We start from the raw sequence: 21,481 nt of genomic DNA on the forward strand, positions 1-21,481 counted from the left end.
GCGAATGTGCGGCATCGTCGGCCTCGTTGCGCAGGGGCCCGTCAACCAATCCATCTACGACGCCCTGCTGCTCCTGCAGCACCGGGGCCAGGACTCGACGGGCATCGCCACGGTCGAGGGTCGCGTCCACCACATGCACAAGACGCGTGGGCACGTCCGAGAAGCCTTCCGCACCCGTGACATGCGTGCCCTGCTGGGCACGATGGGCCTCGGGCACGTCCGGTACGCCACGAAGGGTGCCGCGAGCAACGAGGAAGAGGCCCAGCCGTTCTACGTGAACGCGCCCTACGGCATCGTGCTCGTCCACAACGGCAACCTGACGAACACCCGCGAGCTGACCCGCGAGCTGTTCGACATCGACCGCCGTCACCTCAACACCACGAGCGACACCGAGCTGCTGGTGAACGTCCTGGCGCACGAGCTCCAGGGGCAGGTCCGCGGCAGCGAGCTCGACGCGGGCCAGGTCTTCGACGCCGTCGAGCGCGTGCACGAGCGCGTCGAGGGCTCCTACGCCACGATCGCGACCATCGCCGGGCACGGCCTGCTGGCGTTCCGCGACCCGTACGGCATCCGGCCGCTCATCCTCGGGCACAAGTTCGACGAGGCCGGGCAGCCGGAGTGGGTCGTCGCGAGCGAGTCCCTGGTGCTCGAGTCGGGCGGCTACGAGATCGTCCGCGACATCGCGCCGGGCGAGGCCGTCTTCATCGAGATGAACGGCCAGATGCACGCCCGGCAGTGCGCGAAGGACCCGCGCCTGGTGCCGTGCTCGTTCGAGTACGTCTACCTCGCGCGTCCCGACTCGGTGATGAACGGCATCTCCGTGTACGACGCCCGTCTCCGCCTCGGCAACCGCCTGGCCGACACGATCGCGCAGTACGCCCCGACCGGGGACATCGACGTGGTGATGCCGATCCCGGACTCGAGCCGGCCGGCCGCCATGCAGGTCGCGCAGAAGCTCGGCATCGACTACCGCGAGGGCTTCTTCAAGAACCGCTACGTCGGCCGCACGTTCATCATGCCGGGACAGGCCGAGCGCAAGCGTTCGGTGCGGCAGAAGCTCAACGCGATGTCGTCCGAGTTCAAGGGCAAGAACATCCTCATCGTCGACGACTCGATCGTCCGCGGCACGACGAGCCGCGAGATCGTCGAGATGGCCCGCGCCGCCGGTGCCAACGAGGTCACGTTCACGAGCGCCGCTCCCCCGGTGCGCTACCCGCACGTGTACGGCATCAACATGCCGACGCGCGCCGAGCTCATCGCGCACGACCGGAAGATCCCGGAGATCAACCGCGTGCTCGGCAGCGACCACCTCATCTACCAGGAGGTGGCGGACATGCGCGACGCGATCATCGAGGGCTCGGACGTCACCGACCTCGAGATGAGCTGCTTCACCGGTGAGTACGTCACCGGCACGGTGACGCCGGAGTACCTGGCCTGGGTGGAGGCGAACCAGCTCAGCTGAGTCGCGTCACGACGCGAGACGCATCGGACGGGAGGCCCGGTACCAGCTGGTACCGGGCCTCCCGTCCGTCGTGTGGTGGCGACCGTCAGCGGTCGGTGCGCTCCACGGGTCCGGTCGCGTCGCCGTGGTCCTCGACCTCGCCGTCCACGGTCTCCTCGGCCGGCTCGACCTCGACGCGCTCCGCCGTCAGGCGGGCGGCGCGACGGGCGAACACCCGGTCGAGCACGATCGCGACGACGGCGCCCGCGAAGGCGCCGATCGTGACGCCCCAGAGCGAGAAGTAGCCGACGAGCGTGCCGAAGCTCGCGTCCTGCTGGTCACCGCGGTCGATGTCCATGGTGAGCGTCACGACGAGCAGCGTCGCGAGGAAGCCGAGCACCGCGCCGCCGACGATGAACACGCCGAACTTCGGTGCGCGTCGGATGGTGACCTCGTCCGGCGAGCTGACGGCGCTCGGAGCCGGTGTCGCGGCCGGCGCTGCCGGGCGGTCTTCGGGTCGGTCGGTGTCGCTCACCGGACCATTGTCCCCCACTGTGGGACGTGCCGTGGCCTGTTGCGCGTCGGCCGATCCAGGGCATGATGTCCCTACCGGTCGGTATCCACGGAACGCATCCCGTGCGACACCGACCGCCCGGTCGAGGACGATGTCGGAGCCCGGGAACGGGATCCGTGAGCCGGGGGGAGCAGACGGACGACCAGGATCGGGAGGTGACGGGGTGCACGAGCAGTCCATCCGCGGGCGTCGCCGACCCCGCACGCCCGCACGTGTGCCGTGGCCGATCGTGCAGCGCCGCGAGGAGGACCGCGCGGTCTCCGTCGTCGCCGAGCATCGCTGGAGCGTCGCGATCGTCGGCGCGCCGGGGCTGGGCAAGACCTCGACCGCCGCTCGGGTCACCGACCGGGTCGCCCGCCGCGACACCACCGGCCGCACCGTCGTCGTGCCGATCACCGCGGTCGCAGCGGGCCGCTCGATGCCGTTCGGCGCCGTCGCGGACCGCTTCGGGGAGCTGCCGGCCGCCCTCGCCGAGCTGGTGGACGACGCTGCCGCCGCCCAGCGGCTGCGCGAGACCGACGACCTGGCCGACCGCGACGTCGTGCTGCGTGTCGACGACGCCGACCACCTCGACGCCATCTCGGCGCGCTACGTCGCCTGGCTCGTCCGCGACCAGGGCGCCCGGCTCGTGCTGACCTGCCGCGACTTCACCGCGCTGTCGGACCCGCTCCGCGCGCTGTGGCAGGACGACCTGCTCGAGCGGATCGACCTCGCACCGCTCGACCTGCACGAGACCGGCGAGGTCGTCGCGCAGGCACTCGGTGCGCAGCTCGAGACCGCGTCGACCGAGCGCGTGCACCGCGCGACCGCCGGCAACCCGCTCTACCTGCGGGAGGTGGTCCGGGCCGCGCTCGCCTCGGGTGCGCTCGACCAGACCGCGACGGGGTGGTACTGGCGTGGCCGGATCACGGCGTCGAACAGCCTGGCGGACATGTACCGCACCGAGCTCGGCACGCTGCCCGAGGACCTGCGCGACGTCGTCGACATCGTCGCGCTCGCCGATCCGATCCCGCTCGCCCGCCTGCTCGGTCTGGTGTCCGGCGGCGACGTCGACCGGGTCGTCGCGCTCGGACTGGTCGCCGTCGACTCCGCGGAGGACGGCACGAGCATCGTGCGGCCCTCGCACCCGCTCGTCGGCGAGGTCGTCCGCGGCCTCGTCCCGGTCGCCCGGCGCACGGCGCTGTTCGCCCGGGCCAACGCCTTCCGGACCACCCGGCCCGAGGGGGCACCGCCCGCCGCCCGGCTCCGCGCCGCGCTCTGGTCGCTCGAGTGCGGCGTGCTGCCCCCGGTCGGCCAGCTGCTCGACGCCACCCAGGTCGCCGTCCGGCTGCAGGAGCACGAGAGCGCCGTCGCCCTGGCCTCCGCCGCGCTCCGCACCGCGCTCTCGGCCACCGAGCGGGTCACCGCCCACTGCCTGCGGTCGCTCGCGCACTCGTACAGCACCGGGCGCGAGGCCGGACGCGTCGACGCCGAGGCCGCCTGGGACCTCGCCCGGAAGCGTGCCGGCGAGATCGACGACGCGGTCGTGGTCGAGGCGTGCGAGACCCTCGCGAACATCCGCCAGTTCCACGATGACGACGTCGACGCCGCGGTGGCGCTCTCCGAGGAGCTGCTGCCGCTGGTCGGCCCGGAGACGGCCGAGCACGTGCGGCTCCTCCGGCTCGCGCACCTGGGCTGGGGCGGACGGTTCGCCGAGGTCCGCGAGGAGATCGAGCGGTCCCGCATCCTGCAGCAGCCGACCGTCCCGGTGCCGTTCCTCTGCGTCGCGCCGTGCGTGACGATGGCCCTCGCCACCGAGGGTCGGCTCGAGGAGGCCGCCGCGTTCGCCCGTCGGGCGATCGCCACCGCGGTCGAGCACGTCGAGGTCGCGCCCTGGGGCGTCGGCGAGAACGTCTCCGTGCTCCACCAGGTCCAGGTCTGGCGCGGGGACATGGCCGACCTGGTCACCGAGATCCCGGTCCGGCGGGGCAGCCCGTTCCTGAAGTACGACTTCACGCTCGAGCTCATCGGGCTCGGCAACCACGCGATCGGACAGCGCCGGTGGGACGACGCGATCGCCGCGTTCTCGGCCGCGTGCGAGCGCTACGACGTGGCCGACCACGGCGGCTTCGCGGCGTACCCCTGGGCGCGCCTGGCCATGGCGTACGCCTACGCCGGGGACACGGAGCGCGCTGCCGAGGCCCTCGAGCGCGCGCGCACGACACCGGGCCGCGCGATGCGGATCACCGGCGAGCAGGTCGCGGTCTCGATCGCCTGGACCGAGACCGTGCTCGGCAACCCGGCAGGACTGCGGCACGCCGACGAGATCATCGAGCGCAGCACCCGCGAGGGCTCGTGGTTGCACGTGATGTACGCGGTGACGCAGCACTACACGCACGACATGACGACCGGACGGGACACCGCCGCGTCGCTCTCGCGGATGCGGGAGGCCGCAGCCCGCGTCGACGGTCCGCTCGCCGGCGCGATCGTCGAGTACGCCGACGCCGTGCTCGCCGACGACCGGTCGCGGATCGTCGCGGCGCAGGGGGTCCTCGCGTCGCACGGGATGGCGGTGTCCGCCGGACGCGTCCGTGCGCCGCTGACGAACCGGGAGTACGAGGTCGCCGGACTCGTGGCGCAGGGCCTCAGCAACCGACGCATCGCAGAGACGCTGAGCCTGAGCGTCCGGACGGTCGACGCGCACGTGTCGCGGATCTTCGCGAAGTGGGACGTGCACGCGCGGTCGGAGTTGGCGGAGCTGCTCGGCGCTCGCTGACCAGGGGCACTCCCGCGCGTGGGAACCTGACGTGCGATCAGGAAAGGTCCCTCGAGGGACCACGATCGTTGCGGTTTGCAGCACGACTCGCCGCACCGGTTGACAACGAACGCAGTATGTCGCGTACCTTTGACCCTGTCGCCGGGTTCGGACCCGTTCGGGTCGGGTCCGAATCCCGGCGACTTCCACGCTACGGGGGTGGACCTACCGACCACATCGGTAGGACCTACCTAAGTCGGTGAGCCAGGCTGCACGACCGCGCAGGCTCGGGGTGTCAGGCCACGGTGCGGACCGGCAGGAACGCCGTCAGGTCGGCACGCGAACCGGATGCACTGACGCGTGCCGCCGCGAGGGCCTCGTCCCACCGCAGCTCCCCCTGCGCCAGCGCCAACCACGTCACGGCGTCGGTCTCCACCACGTTCGGCGGGGTCCCGCGGGTGTGCCGCGGCCCGGGCACGGCCTGCACCGCCGCGAACGGCGGGACGCGGACCTCGACGCTGTTGCCGGGGACGTCGTCGGCCAGACGCTGCAGGGTCCACCGCACCGCCGTCGCGACGTCCGACCGGACCGACGACCCCGCGCGCACGGCGGCGAGCGCTGCGCGCCCCTCGGCGTCCTCGATCCTCTTCGGCGGCATGTCCACAGGCTAGCCCTCGCATCGCGGGCGGCGTGTCGCGCTCGGTAGGCTTGCCGGGTGCGAATCCTCGTCCTCGGTTCCGGTGCCCGCGAGCACGCGATCATCACGGCCCTCCTGGCGGAGCGAGCCGGACACGTCATCACGGCGGCCCCCGGCAACGCCGGCATCGCGGCCGACGTCGAGACCGTGTCGCTCGACCCCACCAACGGCGAACTGGTCGCCGAGTACGCGATCGAGAACGGCGTCGAGCTCGTCGTCGTCGGGCCGGAGGCACCCCTCATCGCCGGCGTCGCCGACCCGCTGCGGACACGGGGCATCCCGGTGTTCGGGCCGAGCCGTGCCGCCGCGCAGCTCGAGGGCTCGAAGGCCTTCGCCAAGCGCATCATGTCCGAGGCCGGGGTGCCGACCGGGCGCCCGGTCTACGCCGGCACCGTGGACGAAGCCGTCGCCGCGATCGACGAGCTCGGCGCCCCGTACGTCGTCAAGGCCGACGGGCTCGCCGCGGGCAAGGGCGTCCTGGTGACCGAGGACCGTCAGGCGGCGATCGACCACGCCACCTACTGGCTGCAGCACGGCCGTGTCGTGGTCGAGGAGTTCCTCGACGGCGAAGAGGTCTCGCTGTTCTTCCTCAGCGACGGGCACGACGTCCGTGCGCTCAGCCCCGCGCAGGACCACAAGCGCCTGGGCGACGGCGACACGGGTCCGAACACCGGCGGGATGGGCGCGTACTCCCCGCTGCCGTGGCTCGCCGACCGGTGGGAGTCCGAGCAGGCCTTCGTCGCCGAGGTCACCGAGCTCGTCGCACTCCCCACCGTCCGTCGACTCGAGCACGAGGGCACGCCCTTCATCGGCCTGCTCTACTGCGGGCTCATCGTGACCGAGCAGGGCGTGCGCGTGATCGAGTTCAACGCACGCTTCGGCGACCCGGAGACCCAGGTCGTGCTCCCCCGTCTGACCACGCCACTCAGCGGCCTGCTGACCGCGGCGGCGACGGGCCAGCTCGGCTCGGCGCCGCAGCCGACGTTCAGCGACGACGTCGCGGTGACGGTGGTGCTCGCGAGCGAGGGCTACCCGGAGAACCCGCACACCGGCCGGGTCATCACCGGCATCGACGCCGCCGAGGCGCGCGAGGGCGTGTCCGTCGCGCACGCGGCGACCGCGGTGCTCGACGACGACCTGGTCGCGACCGGCGGCCGCGTGCTGAGCGTCGTCGCGACCGGTGCCGACTTCGCCCAGGCCCGGGAGCGCGCGTACGCCGGGGTCGGCGACATCGCGCTCGAGGGCGCGCAGTACCGTACCGACATCGCCGCGAAGGTCGCCCGGTGACCGCCCCGCAGGAGCTGCCCGGCTGGCGGCACGTCTCGTCGGGCAAGGTCCGCGAGCTCTACGTCCCCGCGGGTGTCGACGACGTCGCGAGCGCATCGGAGCTGCTGCTCGTCGCCTCGGACCGGGTCAGTGCCTACGACTTCGCGCTCGAACCGCCGATCCCCGGCAAGGGCGAACTGCTGACGCGGCTGTCGCGGTTCTGGTTCGACCGGATCGCCGACGTCCCGAACCACCTCGTCGCGCCGGACACGGACGGGACCCCGGTGCCCGAGTCCGTCGCGGCCCGTTCGATGCACGTCCTGCCGCTCGCCATGTTCCCGGTCGAGTGCGTCGTCCGCGGGTACCTGGTCGGCAGCGGCTGGGCCGAGTACCGCGAGACGCAGAGCGTGTGCGGCGTCCCCCTGCCCGCCGGGCTGTCCGAGGGCGACCGTCTGCCCGAGCCGATCTACACGCCGGCGTACAAGGCGCCGCAGGGCGAGCACGACGAGAACATCTCGTTCGAGCAGACCGTCGAGCTCGTCGGTCGGGACGACGCCGAGGCCCTCCGCGAACGCTCGCTGCGCGTCTACGGCGAGGCAGCGGCGATCGCCCTCGAGCACGACGTCGTGATCGCCGACACGAAGTTCGAGTTCGGGCGGGACACGGACGGCACGATCCGGATCGCTGACGAGGTCCTGACCAGCGACTCCAGCCGCTACTGGGACGCCCGGTCCGGCAACCGGACGGACTCGTTCGACAAGCAGATAGTGCGCGACTGGCTCAGCGCGAACTGGGACCGGCAGGGCACGCCGCCGGTGTTGCCGCAGGAGATCGTCGAGCGGACGGCCGCACGCTACGCGGAGCTCATCGAGCGCCTCGGCGCCTGACCCCCACGGCGTCCGCAGCAGGGCGCGACGCGACCGCGTGACGGACGGGAGGCGCGTGGCGAGACCGCCACGCGCCTCCCGTCCGTCGGCCCGTCGCGTCCGGCGGCCGTCGCGTCCGGCGGCCGTCGCGACCGGCCGCAGACGCGTCAGTCGCGCGCGAGCACGACGACCGTCAGGTCGTCACCGGGATCGTGCTCGAGCGCGCGGGCGCGCACCCGGGCGAGGAACGGCTCGATCTCGGGCTCCTCACGCCACATGGCACCGAGCCGCGACAGCGAGGTCAGGGTCGAGTCCCAGAGCTCGAGCGCCCCGTCGCTGACGATCACGAGGACGTCGCCGGGCTCGAGCTCGAGCGACCCCGACGAGCGGGCGAACCCCGCGGGGTGCAGCCCGATCGGCAGGTCGCTCGACAGGAGGGTGCGCTCGCGACCGTCGGCACGCATCTGCAGCACGAGCCCGTGGCCGGCGTCTACGAAGTCCATCCGCCCGCTGCCCGTGTCGAGCCGACCGTGGAACATCGTCGCGAACGACTCGGCGCGGCCGAGGTCCGGCCCCACCTGCTCGTCCAGCGCGGCGACGACCTGCTCCGGGTCACCCGCCGGGCGGGCGAGGAGCGCACCGCGGATCGTCGCCGCCAGCAGCCCGGCGGACATGCCCTTGCCCATGACGTCGGAGACGGTCAGGTGCAGGGCCTCGCCGGTCAGGTGCCACTCGTGCAGGTCACCGGAGACGACGCCGTGCGGGACGGACATGCCGCCGATCCGGTACCCGGGCACCGTGACGGGTGCGGGCTGCAGGCCGGCGAGCACACCGCGCAGCCGGTCCTCGTCGGCGCCGGCGGCGAGTTCGCGCTCCGCCCAGACGCCGAGTTCCTCGAGGAGTGCCAGGTCGTCCGGTTCGAGCGTGCGGGGCTGCGGGTCGACGAGGCAGAGCGTGCCGACCTTGACGGAGTCGTCGCCGACGCGGAGCGGGACACCCGCATAGAAGCGGACGTTGGGGTCCTCGACCACCATCGGCATGTCCGCGTAGCGGTCGTCGGCCCGGGCGTCCGGCACCACCACCGGGCCAGCCTGGTCGAGCGTGCGGCCGCAGAAGGTGTCCTGCAGCGGGATCGTCGGGCCGAACACGGCGTCGCTCTGCTGCGACTTGATGGTGAGGACCTCGGCTCCGGCGAGGTTGAGGAACGAGCCCGAGACGCCGAACGCCTCGCGGGCGATGCGGGTGATGCGCTCGAAGCGCTCCTCGGGACCGCTGTCCACGACGTCGAGCGCCGCGACGAGGGCCGCGCGGCGCACGGCTGCTGGCGCTGATCCGGCGGAGGTGGGTGAGGTCCCCTGGTGCATGAGTCCACGGTACTGGCAACGCCCAGGAGCGCCCGTCCCCCGAACGGTGGACGTCGGGCCACGTCACCGGGGGCGCGTACCCTCGGCACGGTGATCCGTCGTGTCCCGCTCGTGCTCGTCCTCGGCGCTGTCGCCGCACTCTCGCTGACGGGGTGCGGCGCCCACGACTCGACCGGGCAGATCTCGGTCACCGTGTCCTCGAACGCGGCCGACCGTCCCTACGAGGTGAAGGTGTTCGCCGCGACGGGCAAGCTCTCCGAGCACCAGCGGGTGTTCCCCGGTGGGACCGCGGACTTCGCCGGGGTCCCGCTCGGCGACGTCACCGTGCGGGCGGGCGACCTGTGCCCGGCGAAGGCGACGGTCTCGAACGACGACGTGACACGGGTGACGCTGAGCACGACCGGCTGCTGACCACTCACGCTGAGCACGACCGGGCGCTGACCGACCGGCCCCACTGCGGCTCGACACGACCGGCTGCGCCCTGCGGGCTCACCGCGGGTCGGGCACCGCGTCCCACTCGTCGCCGTACCGCCCGAGCACGCCCCACCGCGTCACCGGCCAGGTGACGACGAACGCCCGCCCGACCACGTCCGCCGTCGGCACGGTCCCGTGGATCCGCGAGTCCGCCGACTCGTACCGGTTGTCGCCCATCACCCAGATGCGACCGGCCGGCACGGTGACGTCGAAGTCCTCCGCCGAGACCCGGTCCACGTCGGCGGGCCGCACCACGTACGGCTCGTCGACCGCGTGCCCGTTCACCGAGAGCCGCCCCCGCGCGTCGCAGCACGACACGTGGTCGCCCGGCAGCCCGATCACCCGCTTGATGAGGTCGTCGCCCTGCTCCGCCGTGAGCCACCCGCCCGGGTCGCGGAACACCACCACGTCGCCGCGGCGGAGCGGCACGACGCCCGGCACGAGCTCGTTCACCAGGACGTTGTCCCCGATGAGCAGCGTGCGCTCCATCGACCCGGAGGGGATCGAGAACGCCCGCACCAGGTAGGCCTTGACCAGGAACGACGCGAGCAGCGCGACGACCACGATGACCGCCAGGTCGCGCAGGAACCGCCACCCGGACCTCGATGGGCGCCCGGATCGGGACTCGTCCGTCTGCTCGCTCAATGCGTCAACACCACCTTCACCAGGCCGATCACGAAGGCCAGGGCCGCCAGCACGATGCCGCCCCAGAGCCCGAGGAAGGAGGGCCGCCGCCCGCTGAAACGCTGCAGGAACACCCCGACCAGCCCGATGCGGACGACGAGGATGACGATCGCCGCGGTCTGCGCCCACTGCGCCGGCAGCCAGTCTGCCCACGCCACGGCGTAGAGCACCGCCGGGATCAGGCCCGAGGTCGCGATCGGGTTCGCGTCGCGCAGGATCGCACCGAAGGTCTCCCGGTGCTCGGCGTCGTCCCCGGTGTCACCGATGGTGTGCGCGACGAGGTGCGAGAGCACGTGCGCCAGGTACGTCAGCACCGCCGTCGCCAGCACTGTCAGCACCGCGGCACCGTGCTCGATCTGCTCCGGCCCCACCGCGATCGCGACGGCGAGCACGGTGATGTTGCCGTAGATGTACGAGGACATGCGGTCGCGCAGGCGGTCGACGGGGAACGTCGCCAGGTCGGGTCGGCGGGAGCGCGGCATCCTCCCATCCTGGCCCTGTGCCGCCGTGCCGCGCCGACAGGACACCGGGTGCGATGCCATCCTGGTCGGGTCGGCGCACGGTCGCGCCGTCGGACGGGAGGCACGACCCATGACCCACGGACACCCCACCAGCGGGGCGGCCACCACCCGACCCCTCGCCCTGGTGACCGGCGTCGGTCGCCGTGCCGGTATCGGTGCGGCCATCGCCTCGCGGCTGGCGGCCGACGGCTGGGACCTCGCGCTGTCCTGGTGGGGGCCCTACGACGAGCGCGTGCACGGTGCGGCCGACCCCGACGGGGTGGACGCGGTGGTCGCGGAGGCCGAGCGTGCAGGGGCGCGGGTGACGCGCCTCCCGGTCGACCTGGCCGACCCGGAGCAGGCGGCCGCACTCGTCGGCCGCGCCGAGGCCGAGGCGGGCGCCCCGGTGACCGCCGTGGTGATGTCGCACTGCGAGTCGGTGGACTCGGACTTCGCGACCACGACGGTCGAGTCGTTCGACCGGCACCTCGCGGTGAACGTGCGCGCACCGTTCCTGATCGTGCAGGCGTACGCGCGGCGGCTGCGCGAGGGTGCCGCCGCATCGGAGGACCGTCGTCGCGTCGTCGCGCTCACGAGCGACCACGTCGGCTTCAACCTGCCGTACGGCACGAGCAAGGGCGCCCTCGACCGGCTGGTCGTCGGAGCCGCGATCGAGCTCGGGGACGTCCGGGTGAGCGCGAACCTCGTCAACCCGGGGCCGAACGACACCGGGTGGATGACCGACGAGATCCGCGAGGCGGCCGTCGCCCAGACCCCGCTCGGACGGCCCTCGATACCGACCGACACCGCGGCGCTCGTCGGGTTCCTGCTCGGACCGGACGGCGGATGGGTGAACGGGCAGCTCCTCAAGACGGACGGCGGGTTCAGCGCTCGCTGACGGATTTGGTTGACGCGTCAACCATTCGGGCGCACACTGGGGACATGCACACGCAGGACCTGCTCGCAGCCGACACCGGGATGGGCGCCGTCACGCTCCGGGTCGCCGACCTCGACACGATGGTCGCCTACTACCGGGACGGCGTCGGGCTCTCGGTGCTCACGAACACGGGCGGCACCGCCGTGCTCGGTCGCGGGACGACGCCGATCGTGGTCCTCGAGCACGCCCCCGCGATGCGGCACGCCGCTCCGCACGAGGCCGGCCTCTTCCACACCGCGATCCTCTTCGACACGCGGGCCGACCTGGCTGCGGCGCTGTACTCGGTCGCGACGAAGTACCCGCGGACGTTCACGGGCAGCGCGGACCACCTGGTGAGCAACGCGTTCTACTTCCAGGACCCTGAGGGCAACGGCGTCGAGCTGTACTGGGACCGCGACCGCACCGAGTGGTCGTGGACGCACGGCATGGTCGACATGGCGACGATCTACGTCGACCCGAACGCCTTCGTCCAGGAGCACCTGACCTCTTCGGCGCTCGAGTCGGCCAGCACACGCCCCGGCCGGGTCGGCCACGTGCACCTGTCCGTCGGGGACGTCGCCACCGCGAAGGCGTTCTACGTCGACCGGCTCGGCTTCGCGACGACCGCAGCGATGGGCGACCAGGCACTGTTCGTCAGCGCGGGCGGCTACCACCACCACATGGCGATGAACACGTGGAACTCCCGCGGTGCCGGGCGACGGCAGCAGGCCCTCGGGCTCGGGCTGGTGCGGATCGAGGTGCCGGGGTCGGACGACCTCGGGGCACTCGTGGCGCGGATGCACGACACCGGGGTGCAGACCGCGGACGACGGCCGGACCGTGGCGTTCGAGGACCCGTGGGCGAACCGCATCGAGGTGACGGCGCCCGGTCGCGGCTAGCGGGCCGCCGGCGCTGTGGCGAGACTCGGGCCGAGCGACACTCCTCGGGCTCGGTGGCACGAGAACGGTCGCTGCGCGCGAGACTCGGCCTGCCCTGTCGCACGTGGAGGCGCACCCGGCAGGATGGAGCTGTGAGCGAAGACATCCGGTGGGAGGTGGTCGAGGAGAGCGCACTGACGCTCCCCGACCACGAGGCGATCGCAGCGATGCTCGGGCAGGCGTTCCCGAGCTGGTCGCACTGGTACGTGGGCGGCCGTGACTACGCCGGCATGCAGCCCGAACGCCGGGTGGTCGGCTGGGGTGCGGACGGCACGGTCCTCGCGCACGTCGGCATCCGCCGGATGTTCATCACGGTCGGCGGGCAGGACGTCCTGGTCGGCGACACCGGCATCGTCGCCGTGTCACCGAGGCTGCAGGGCTCCGGCGTCGGCCGGGAGCTCCTCGTGCGCACCCACGCCGTCCTCGAGGGACTCCGCGTCCCGTACGGCTTCCTCGGCGCCGGCGAGGACCGCATCCCCTTCTACGCCCACATGGGCTGGCACGAGGTCGACGGCGCGGTCGGCACGTTCTCGGCCTTCACGGCCGACGGGGTCGGCGTGAACGAGACGGAGCAGGGCGGCTGGATGGTCCTGCCGGTCGAGGCGCAGCTGGAGGACTGGCCGACAGGCGACATCATGCTGAACGGCCAGCAGGTCTAGGAAGCACCGAACGACGGACGGGAGGCCCGGTACCAGCTGGTACCGGGCCTCCCGTCCGTCAGATGCTGGCGACTACGCCTCGACCGCGACCTTCTCCGGGTCCTCGTTCGAACCCGGCGCGCTCGGCGCGACCGCGGCGCGCACGCGCGCACCCAGGTCGGCGTCGACGCTCGTCCAGTACGCGAACACGCGCTCGCGGAGGTCGTCACGCGTCACCTTCGAGACGTGCCCGGCGATGTTGCCGACCAGGCGCTCACGGGCGGCGTCGTCGAGGACCTCGCGGACGAGGGTGCCCGCCTGGCCGAAGTCGTCGTCCTCGGGGTGCAGCGTCGCGGCAGCGCGCTGCAGGGCGCCGTCGGACTCCCAGCCCGGCACGTCGTCCGTCGCGGCCGGGTCGGCGTGCGCGCCGCCCTGGGTGTTCGGCGCGTACACCGGCACCTCGGCCTTCTGGAAGTCGAAGCGCATGGCGCCGTCCTTCGAGTACGAGTGGACCTCGTTCTTCGGGGCGTTCACCGGGAGCTGTGCGTGGTTCGTGCCGACGCGGTAGCGCTGCGCGTCCGCGTAGCTGAAGATGCGCGCGAGGAGCATCTTGTCCGGGCTCGCCGCGATGCCGGGCACGAAGTTCGACGGCGCGAACGCGGCCTGCTCGATCTGCGCGAAGTAGTTCTCCGGGTTGCGGTTGAGCTCCATCGTGCCGACCTCGATGAGCGGGTAGTCCGCGTGCGGCCACACCTTCGTCAGGTCGAACGGGTTGAAGCGGTAGCTCTCGGCGTCCGCGTACGGCATGACCTGCACCTTGAGGACCCACTTCGGGAAGTCACGGCGCTCGATGGCCTCGTAGAGGTCGCGGATGTGGAAGTCGGCGTCCTCACCGGCGATGCGGTCGGCGTCCTCCTGCGTCAGGGTCTTGTGGCCCTGCTGCGTCTCGAAGTGGTACTTCACCCAGAAGCGCTCGCCCTCGGCGTTGATCCACTGGTAGGTGTGCGAGCTGAAGCCGTCCATGTGGCGCCACGACGACGGGAGCCCGCGGTCACCCATGAGCCACGTGACCTGGTGGGCCGACTCCGGGGAGAGGGTCCAGAAGTCCCACTGCATGTCGTGGTTGCGGAGGTGGCTGCCCGGCAGGCGCTTCTGCGAGCGGATGAAGTCCGGGAACTTGATGCCGTCGCGGATGAAGAACACCGGGGTGTTGTTGCCGACGAGGTCGTAGTTGCCCTCCTCGGTGTAGAACTTCAGCGCGAAGCCGCGGGGGTCGCGCCAGGTGTCCGGGGAGCCCTGCTCGCCGGCGACGCTCGAGAAGCGGGCGAGCATCTCGGTCTGCTTGCCCGGCTGCAGGAAGGCGGCGCGGGTGTACTGCGACACGTCGTGCGTGACGGTGAAGGTGCCGAACGCACCGCCGCCCTTGGCGTGGACGACGCGCTCCGGGACGCGCTCGCGGTTGAACTGGGCAAGCTTCTCGACCAGGTAGTGGTCGTGCAGGGCGAGGGGGCCGTCGGCGCCGACACCCATCGAGTGCTGGTCGCTCGAGACGGGGGCACCGCTGTTGGTCGTGGTGGTGGGGGTGCCGGCCGGCTTGCCGGTCGTCGTGTTCTGGTCGGACACGGTTCCTCCTCAGGTGGAACGGTTGGTTCGGTCAGGATGGTTCGGGTTGCTCGTGGGGCGCGCCGGGTGGTCGTGGCGCGCCGGGGCGGGTCCGCGTGGTCGGGGCCGCACGGGGCCGTCGGGGTCAGGCGGTGACGGCCTCGGTGTCGTCGCGTTCCGCCGCTGCGCAGCGCTCGCAGATGCCCCAGTAGGTGACCTCCGCGGTGGTGACGGCGAAGCCGTGGGTCTCCGACGGGGTCAGGCACGGGGCGTGACCGACCGCGCAGTCGACGTCCTCGACCGCGCCGCACATCGTGCAGACGATGTGGTGGTGGTTGTCCCCGATGCGCCGTTCGTACCGCGCAGGACTGCCGGCGGGTTCGATGCGGCGCACGAGACCAGCCCCGGTCAGGGCTCCGAGGACCCCGTAGACGGCCTGGTGGCTCGTCGTGGGCAGCTCGGCCGAGACCGCGGTGAGGATGTCGTCCGCGGTCGCGTGCGGCATCGATCCGGAAGCGCGCAGGACCGCCAGCCGCGGCGTCGTCACCCGCAGGCCGGCGGACCGGAGCAGGTCGGCGTCGGCGTCCATCGGTCTCTTTCTCTTGCATCGGTCAAGACAAGGTCCACCGTACACGGTCGTCGGGCCGGAGCCCAGGGGGCTCGTGGACTGCGCGTGTCGGATCGCCGTTGCTCCGTCCGCCGGTGCATTCCGCTGGCGGCATGCGATGTGTCACGATCCGCTGGGACGACGCTGATCCCCGCGGTCCGGCGCTAGCGTCACGGCATGTCCACGAAGCAGGGGCCTTCGTCGCGGGTCGACTCCGCGCCGGCCAGCAGCGCTCAGGACGTCCGGGGGATCATCGCGCAGCGGGACCTGGTCGTCGACCTCATCCGGACGGCCTGCGTCGTCCTCGTCGTCGTCGTGCACGTCACGATGGTCGGGGTGGCGGTGTCATCCGAGGGCATCGGCGTCACGAGCCCGTTGCAGGAGTCGTCCTGGTACGTCCCGGCGACGTGGGTGGGCCAGGTCATGCCGCTGTTCTTCGCCGTCGGCGGGTTCGCGAGCGCGGTCGGGTGGCGGAGCACGGTCGCCCGGGGAGGCGGCGCCCGCGACTTCGTGGCGACACGGCTCGTGCGGCTCTTCCGCCCGTCGATCCCGCTGTTCGTGGTGCTCACGATCGGCCTCGGCATCGCGACCGCGCTCGGCACGCCCGCTGACCTGCTCGCCGAGGTCGCCTTCGGCATCGGCTCCCCGCTCTGGTTCCTCGCCGCGTACGGCATCACGCAGTGCTGCGTCCCGGTGATGGCACGCCTGCACGAGCGGGCACCGTTCCGCACCCTCGGCGTCCTGCTGCTCCTCGCGGTGGCGGTGGATGCGCTCCGCTTCGCCACCGGGACGGCGGAGGTCGGACTGCTCAACCTCGGCCCGGTGTGGCTGTTCGCGCAGCAGCTCGGGTTCCTCTGGGCGGACGGCTGGTTCGCACGCCGCTCGAGGGCGCTGCTGGCGGTCGTCGCGCTGGCGGGCTACGCGCTCCTCGTGCCCCTGACGTCGGTCGGGCTCTGGGCGCCGGACATGCTGCAGGACCTCAACCCGCCGATGCTCCCGTTGGCGCTGCTCGCGGTGTCGCAGGTCTGCCTCGTGCAGCTCGTGCACCGGCCCCTCACCCGGCTGATGCAGACCCGACCGGCGCAGGCGACGGTCTTCGTGCTCGGTCGTGACGGCATGGCGATCTACCTCTGGCACCTGCCGCTCTACATCGCGCTGAACGGTGTCGCGCTGCTGCTCGCAGTCCCGTTCCCCGACCCGGGCTCGACGACGTGGTGGGCGACACGGCCGATCGCGGTCGTCGTCGTGCTGGCCGCTGCGATCGGCGTCGCCAGGGCGCTGCGCCGGTGGGACCGTCCGCTCGCCCGGCTGTCCGACGGTGTGGACCGCCCCGGATGGCCGGTCGTGGCCGTCGCCGTGGTCTGCACGATCGGTCCCGCGTTCGTCGTCATGCAGTGGCACCTGTCGTTCGGTGTCGCGTTCCTCGGTGCGGTCGCGGTGCCGATCGGCGTGTGGTTGCTCGGCCGGACCAGGCCCGTCGCGGGCGCTCCGGTCGCTCCGGGCGCTCCGGGCGCAGGGCGGTCCGTGCACAGCTGAGTCGATCCTCACCGCTGCCGCCGCTGAGCGGGGTCGTCGCGGGGGCGAGTGGGCGGAGGATGACGGTGCCGGGCGGTCCCGCCCGGCCGCGCCGTGCCGCCCGGCCGGCCCGTCGCGCTGGTCCTGCGCGTCCGGCCCGTCCCGCTGGTCCGGCTCGTCCGGCTCGTCCCGCTGGTCCGGCTCGTCCGGCCCGTCTCCTGGAGGTCCCCCACGCCCGAACCCGCCGAGTTCTGGAGCACCTGGCACGTCGATCCCCTGGCCGCGGTGCAGCTGGCGATCGCCGTGGTGACCTACGGCTGGTGGCTCGTCGGTGCCCGACGCCGAGGTGCCCGGTGGTCCACCTGGCGCTCCCTGTCGTTCCTGGTCGCGCTGGTGCTCTTCGCCGTGCTGCAGTTCGGCATCGTCGGCCGGTACGACCAGGAGCTCCGCTGGGCCTTCACGCTCCGGCTCGCACTGCTCTTCTTCGCCGTCCCGACGTTCGCCGCCCTGGCCGCTCCGGTGTCGCTGCTCCGGCTCGGCGGCCCCGCGCGGTGGTCCGCCGCCGCCGACCGGGTGATGCACTCGCGTCCGGTCCGGGTGCTCGGCAACGCGATCGTCGCGCCCGTCGTCGGACTGGTGCTGTTCGCGGTGCTGCTCACCCCGCTGTCCGCGGGCATCCGGGAGTCGGGCGTCTGGGCAGCGCTCATCACGGTGCTCGTGCCGGCGCTCGGGTTCACCGTGCTCGGGCCACTGTCCGAGCCAGGGGTGCTGCGGAGTTCGACCTTCGTGACGGTCGAGTTCCTGCTCGCCTTCGTGGAGCTGCTGCTCGACGCGGTGCCCGGGATCGTGCTCCGGGTGTCGAACCACGTGCTCGACGGGTCGCTCGTGCACGCCGTCGGGCAGCCGTGGTTCCCGTCCCCGCTGCGCGACCAGCACCTGGCGGGCGACCTGCTGTGGTTCATCGCCGAGGTAGCCGACGTCCCGGTGCTCGTGATGCTGTTCGTGCGGTGGCAGCGGACGGACCGCCGCGAGGCCCGCTCGGTCGACGCCCTGTCCGACGAGGAGATGGCCGAGCTGACCCGGGCGCACCTGCAGCGCCGCGGGTGACGCGGGGCCGCGCTGCAGCGCCGCGGGTGACGCGGGGGCGCGCTGCTGGCGCGGCGCGGGGCGGTCGACGTCCTGCGACAGAACCGCTGTCGTACGACAACGCCTCTGTCGCGCTACTCGCGTCCGGACACCCTCCTTCCCCGAGCCGCGACGAGAACGACGAAGCCGCTGTCGTACGACAGCGGCTTCGTCGTCCTGCAGCATGACACCACGCCAGCGGCGCACCGAGGACGTGGCGACGGCCACGGCAGCGCCGCAGCGTCAGCAGCCCGGCCTCAGCGCGCGGCGGCCTCGGGCTCCGCTGCGCCCGGCTGCGTCTCGACCGCGCCGGTCTGCTTCCACGCCGTCGTCTGCTTCGGCTTCGCCAGGAACAGTGCCGCGACGATGGCCGCCACGAGCACCACGGCCGGCAGCACGAGCGACTGCCCCATCGCCGTGGCGAACGGCTGCTGCAGGAACTCGGGCAGTGCCCCGACCTGCTGCTCCGCACCGCCACCCGAGCCGGTGCCGGCACCGGACGGGAAGTTCGCCGTGATGCGCGCCTCGATCAGCGCCGCGATGCCGGCGGAACCGAGCACCGCACCGATCTGCCGCGTGGTGTTGTAGACGCCCGACCCGGCACCCGCGAGCGCCGGCGGCAGGTTGCGCGTCGCCGACACCGAGAGCGGGCCCCACATGCAGGCGTTCGCGAGCCCGAGCAGCGCACTCGGCAGCAGGGTCCAGCCCCAGCCGGCGCCCGACCAGAGCAGTGCGCCGAACCAGAACAGCCCGCCGGAGAAGCACGCGAGGCCGAACGAGCCGACCCAGCGCGGGTTCCACTTGTTGAGGTTCTTGCCCACGAGCGGCGCGAGCGCGGCGGACAGGACGGCCTGCGGCACGAGCAGCAGCGCGGCCTGGGTCGGCGAGAAGCGCAGCACGTCCTGCGCCCAGAGCATGATCGGCAGCGCGAACGACGAGATCGCCACGCCGACCGCCGTGATGGCGATGTTCGCGAGCGTGAAGTTGCGGTCCTTGAACAGGCCGAGCGGCAGCAGCGGCTCGCCCTTCTGCACGCCCTGCCACACCACGAACGCGGCGAGCACCACGATGCCGGTGATGATCAGCGACCAGACCGAGATCGGGCCCGTGATGGTGCCCCAGTCGTAGGTCTCGCCCTCCTGGATGCCGAAGACGAGCAGGAACATGCCGACTGCGCTGAGCACGATGCCCAGGTAGTCGAAGCGGTGTCCGTGCCGCTCGAAGCGGGGGACGAAGCGCTGCGCGAGCACGAACGCGACGACACCGACGGGGACGTTCACGAAGAAGATCCACTCCCAGCCGAAGCCGTCGACGAGCAGCCCGCCGACGATCGGCCCGACGAGCGAGGCGACACCGGCGACGGCACCCCAGAGCCCCATCGCGGCGCCGCGGTTCTGCGGCGGGAAGATGCGCGTGATGACCGCCATCGTCTGCGGCGTCATCATCGCGGCACCGAGGCCCTGCACGACGCGGGCGACGATGAGCACCTCGATCGACCCGGCCAGGCCGCACCACAGGCTCGCGAGGGTGAACACCACGAGACCCGTCTGGTACAGCACCTTCGGGCCGAAGCGGTCACCGAGCCGTCCGGTGATGAGCAGCGGCACCGCGTAGGCGAGCAGGTACGCGCTGGTGACCCAGATCACGGCGTTGATGTCGGCGTCGAGCGCCTGCGCGATCGTGGGCGTCGCGACCGACACGATGGTCGAGTCGACGAGGATCATGAAGAAGCCGACGACGAGTGCCCAGAGCGCGGGCCACGGCTTCTTCCCGTGCTGCAGGTCGGCGGACGTGGTGGAGGTCATCGAGTGGTGTCCTGGTCCTTCTGTGGTGCTGGGTCGGGGACGGCGGGGCCGTCCCAGGGGATGTCGCCGCTCGCGATCCGGTCGGCGGTGGCGGTCAGCCACTCGATCTGCGCGGTGAGCATGCCACGGACGTACGACACGTCCAGCCAGTAGCGCTCGGCGAGCTGCTTGGCCTGGAGGCCCGTGGCGGCCTCGTCGTACCCCGCGCGTTCCGCACGGAGCGCCTCGGCGCGGGCGCGCAACGCGGTCACCGCGTCGGTCGCGGTCAGGTTGTCGACGTGGGAGACCGCGAGCTGGAACTCGGGGTACTCGTCGGCGGGCTCGGCGATCATGCGGCGGAGCCCGGCGTCGAGCTCCGCACGGCCGTGGTCGGTGATGGCGTAGGTGGTGCGCTCGGGACGGTTGCCCTCGCGCGCGGTCCCGAGGGCCTCGGCGTACCCGAGGTCGACGAGCCGTCCGATCTGGTGGTACAGCGTGCTCGGCCGGACCTTCACGTTCTGGTCCTCGTGCCGGTGGAGCATCGTCTGGAACATCTCGTACGGGTGCATCGGCGCCTCGGCGAGCAGGCCGAGCGCGGCGAACGCGAGGGGCGTGAGCGACGCCATCGGTGCCTCCAGACCATGTTCGCGTGCGACTATTCGACTTGGAACATACGCCTTCGACGACTTGTCCACAAGCGGGCTCGGTGCGCCGCGCGCGGCCCGTAGACTGGTGCCGTCCCACCCAACCCACCCAAGCGCTGGAGTGAACACGTGCCAACCATCGTCGTCGAGGTCATGCCCAAGGCAGAGATCCTCGACCCCCAGGGCAAGGCGGTGGGCAACGCCCTCGCCCGTCTCGGCAAGGCCGACCTGACCGACGTCCGCATCGGCAAGCGCTTCGAGATCGCCGTCGACGGCCCGGTCGACGACGCGAAGCTGGCCGAGGTCCGCGACATCGCGGCGGACGTCTTCTCGAACGCCGTGATCGAGGACGTCGTCTCCGTCACCGTGCAGGACGCGTGACGCGCATGCGCATCGGCGTCATCACGTTCCCGGGCTCGCTCGACGACCGCGACGCCCAGCGTGCGGTGCGCCTGGCCGGAGCCGACCCCGTCGCACTCTGGCACGGCGACCACGACCTGCAGGGGGTCGACGCGATCGTGCTCCCCGGCGGGTTCTCGTACGGCGACTACCTGCGTGCCGGCGCCATCGCGGCGAAGGCCCCGATCATGGCCGAGGTCATCGACGCCGCCGGCAAGGGCATGCCCGTCCTCGGCATCTGCAACGGCTTCCAGATGCTCGCCGAAGCACGGCTCGTCCCCGGCGCGCACACCCGCAACGCGCACCAGCAGTTCATCCGGCGCGACCAGAAGCTGCGGGTCGAGACCACCGGTACCGCGTGGACCTCCGGGTTCAGCGCCGGGCAGGAGATCACGATCCCGCTGAAGAACGCGGACGGCCGGTTCGTCGCCGACGCCGACGAGATCAAGCGCATCGAGGACAACGGACAGGTCGTGTTCCGCTACGTCGGCGTGAACCCGAACGGGTCGATCGACGACATCGCCGGCGTCTCGAACGAGCGCGGCAACGTCGTCGGGCTCATGCCGCACCCCGAGCACGCGACGGAGCCCGGGTTCGGCCCGGACACCCCCGCGGCGATGGCCTCCGGCACGGACGGCCTCACCTTCTTCACCTCCGTGATCGAGTCGACGCTCGTCAAGTGACGACGACGCCGACTCCAGTGACAGGGAACG

The 21,481-nt window shown here is 72.2% G+C and carries 21 protein-coding genes; 12 read left to right on the forward strand and 9 right to left on the reverse strand.

Annotated features, from left to right (window positions below; all coding sequences use genetic code 11):
* The first annotated feature begins 4 nt into the window (after positions 1-4).
* Positions 5-1,462 carry an amidophosphoribosyltransferase gene (gene purF, locus QUG98_RS02895; RefSeq protein ID WP_289469120.1) on the forward strand — a complete coding sequence of 486 codons (1,458 nt, stop codon included), beginning with the start codon at positions 5-7 and terminating at the stop codon, positions 1,460-1,462.
* A gap of 85 nt (positions 1,463-1,547) precedes the next feature.
* Here purF and QUG98_RS02900 read toward each other — a convergent pair whose 3' ends face one another.
* The gene (locus QUG98_RS02900; RefSeq protein ID WP_289469121.1) at positions 1,548-1,976 is read right to left on the reverse strand and encodes a hypothetical protein; all 429 of its coding nucleotides are present in this window, start codon (positions 1,974-1,976) and stop codon (positions 1,548-1,550) included.
* A gap of 202 nt (positions 1,977-2,178) precedes the next feature.
* On the opposite strand from QUG98_RS02900, the gene QUG98_RS02905 reads away from it, so the two are divergent.
* The gene (locus QUG98_RS02905) at positions 2,179-4,770 is read left to right on the forward strand and encodes a helix-turn-helix transcriptional regulator (protein ID WP_289469122.1); all 2,592 of its coding nucleotides are present in this window, start codon (positions 2,179-2,181) and stop codon (positions 4,768-4,770) included.
* 274 nt (positions 4,771-5,044) lie between these two features.
* On the opposite strand, the gene QUG98_RS02910 is transcribed toward QUG98_RS02905, so the two are convergent.
* Complete coding sequence (locus tag QUG98_RS02910; RefSeq protein ID WP_289469123.1) at positions 5,045-5,407, reverse strand: sterol carrier family protein; 363 nt, start codon at positions 5,405-5,407, stop codon at positions 5,045-5,047.
* A gap of 57 nt (positions 5,408-5,464) precedes the next feature.
* On the opposite strand from QUG98_RS02910, the gene purD reads away from it, so the two are divergent.
* Both purD and QUG98_RS02920 read left to right on the forward strand, forming a co-directional pair.
* A complete protein-coding gene (purD, locus tag QUG98_RS02915; protein WP_289469124.1) occupies positions 5,465-6,733 on the forward strand; it encodes a phosphoribosylamine--glycine ligase in 1,269 nt (422 codons plus the stop codon).
* Positions 6,730-7,599, forward strand: coding sequence for a phosphoribosylaminoimidazolesuccinocarboxamide synthase (locus tag QUG98_RS02920; RefSeq protein WP_289469125.1), 870 nt, complete (start codon positions 6,730-6,732; stop codon positions 7,597-7,599). The genes purD and QUG98_RS02920 overlap by 4 nt, the downstream gene beginning before the upstream one ends.
* Positions 7,600-7,745: 146 nt before the next feature.
* On the opposite strand, the gene QUG98_RS02925 is transcribed toward QUG98_RS02920, so the two are convergent.
* The gene (locus QUG98_RS02925; protein ID WP_289469126.1) at positions 7,746-8,942 is read right to left on the reverse strand and encodes a SpoIIE family protein phosphatase; all 1,197 of its coding nucleotides are present in this window, start codon (positions 8,940-8,942) and stop codon (positions 7,746-7,748) included.
* A gap of 90 nt (positions 8,943-9,032) precedes the next feature.
* Here QUG98_RS02925 and QUG98_RS02930 point away from each other — a divergent pair, with 90 nt between their 5' ends.
* Positions 9,033-9,353, forward strand: coding sequence for a hypothetical protein (locus QUG98_RS02930; protein WP_289469127.1), 321 nt, complete (start codon positions 9,033-9,035; stop codon positions 9,351-9,353).
* Positions 9,354-9,431: 78 nt separating this feature from the next.
* Here QUG98_RS02930 and lepB read toward each other — a convergent pair whose 3' ends face one another.
* Both lepB and QUG98_RS02940 read right to left on the reverse strand, forming a co-directional pair.
* Positions 9,432-10,061: a signal peptidase I gene (gene lepB, locus QUG98_RS02935; protein ID WP_289469128.1), complete on the reverse strand. Its 630-nt coding sequence runs from the start codon at positions 10,059-10,061 to the stop codon at positions 9,432-9,434.
* Positions 10,058-10,582, reverse strand: coding sequence for a hypothetical protein (locus QUG98_RS02940; protein WP_289469129.1), 525 nt, complete (start codon positions 10,580-10,582; stop codon positions 10,058-10,060). The genes lepB and QUG98_RS02940 overlap by 4 nt, the downstream gene beginning before the upstream one ends.
* Positions 10,583-10,691: 109 nt before the next feature.
* Between QUG98_RS02940 and QUG98_RS02945 the strand changes: the two genes are divergently transcribed.
* From QUG98_RS02945 to QUG98_RS02955, 3 genes are all read left to right on the forward strand, one after another.
* Positions 10,692-11,498, forward strand: coding sequence for an SDR family oxidoreductase (locus QUG98_RS02945; protein ID WP_289469130.1), 807 nt, complete (start codon positions 10,692-10,694; stop codon positions 11,496-11,498).
* 44 nt (positions 11,499-11,542) lie between these two features.
* Complete coding sequence (locus QUG98_RS02950; protein WP_289469131.1) at positions 11,543-12,415, forward strand: VOC family protein; 873 nt, start codon at positions 11,543-11,545, stop codon at positions 12,413-12,415.
* A gap of 131 nt (positions 12,416-12,546) precedes the next feature.
* Positions 12,547-13,113, forward strand: a complete 567-nt coding sequence (locus QUG98_RS02955; protein ID WP_289469132.1) for a GNAT family N-acetyltransferase — start codon at positions 12,547-12,549, stop codon at positions 13,111-13,113.
* Positions 13,114-13,185: 72 nt separating this feature from the next.
* Here QUG98_RS02955 and QUG98_RS02960 read toward each other — a convergent pair whose 3' ends face one another.
* Both QUG98_RS02960 and QUG98_RS02965 read right to left on the reverse strand, forming a co-directional pair.
* Complete coding sequence (locus tag QUG98_RS02960) at positions 13,186-14,715, reverse strand: catalase (RefSeq protein WP_289469133.1); 1,530 nt, start codon at positions 14,713-14,715, stop codon at positions 13,186-13,188.
* A gap of 124 nt (positions 14,716-14,839) precedes the next feature.
* Positions 14,840-15,283, reverse strand: coding sequence for a Fur family transcriptional regulator (locus tag QUG98_RS02965; protein WP_289469134.1), 444 nt, complete (start codon positions 15,281-15,283; stop codon positions 14,840-14,842).
* Positions 15,284-15,478: 195 nt separating this feature from the next.
* Here QUG98_RS02965 and QUG98_RS02970 point away from each other — a divergent pair, with 195 nt between their 5' ends.
* Positions 15,479-16,837 (forward strand): acyltransferase family protein, encoded by a 1,359-nt coding sequence (locus tag QUG98_RS02970; protein ID WP_289469135.1) that lies wholly within the window; start codon positions 15,479-15,481, stop codon positions 16,835-16,837.
* Positions 16,838-16,930: 93 nt separating this feature from the next.
* The gene (locus QUG98_RS02975) at positions 16,931-17,923 is read left to right on the forward strand and encodes a cytochrome c oxidase assembly protein (protein ID WP_289469136.1); all 993 of its coding nucleotides are present in this window, start codon (positions 16,931-16,933) and stop codon (positions 17,921-17,923) included.
* A 275-nt stretch (positions 17,924-18,198) separates the two neighbouring features.
* On the opposite strand, the gene QUG98_RS02980 is transcribed toward QUG98_RS02975, so the two are convergent.
* Both QUG98_RS02980 and QUG98_RS02985 read right to left on the reverse strand, forming a co-directional pair.
* A complete protein-coding gene (locus QUG98_RS02980) occupies positions 18,199-19,746 on the reverse strand; it encodes a DHA2 family efflux MFS transporter permease subunit (protein WP_289469137.1) in 1,548 nt (515 codons plus the stop codon).
* Positions 19,743-20,351: a PadR family transcriptional regulator gene (locus QUG98_RS02985; RefSeq protein ID WP_224442415.1), complete on the reverse strand. Its 609-nt coding sequence runs from the start codon at positions 20,349-20,351 to the stop codon at positions 19,743-19,745. The genes QUG98_RS02980 and QUG98_RS02985 overlap by 4 nt, the downstream gene beginning before the upstream one ends.
* Positions 20,352-20,498: 147 nt before the next feature.
* On the opposite strand from QUG98_RS02985, the gene purS reads away from it, so the two are divergent.
* Together purS and purQ are read left to right on the forward strand one after the other, a co-directional pair.
* Complete coding sequence (purS, locus tag QUG98_RS02990) at positions 20,499-20,750, forward strand: phosphoribosylformylglycinamidine synthase subunit PurS (protein WP_066652126.1); 252 nt, start codon at positions 20,499-20,501, stop codon at positions 20,748-20,750.
* Between the two features lie 5 nt (positions 20,751-20,755).
* Positions 20,756-21,451: a phosphoribosylformylglycinamidine synthase subunit PurQ gene (purQ, locus tag QUG98_RS02995; RefSeq protein ID WP_137768625.1), complete on the forward strand. Its 696-nt coding sequence runs from the start codon at positions 20,756-20,758 to the stop codon at positions 21,449-21,451.
* The last annotated feature ends 30 nt before the right edge of the window (positions 21,452-21,481 follow it).

Source organism: Curtobacterium subtropicum (assembly GCF_030362975.1).
In the GTDB taxonomy this organism is placed as follows: Bacteria; Actinomycetota; Actinomycetes; order Actinomycetales; family Microbacteriaceae; genus Curtobacterium; species Curtobacterium subtropicum.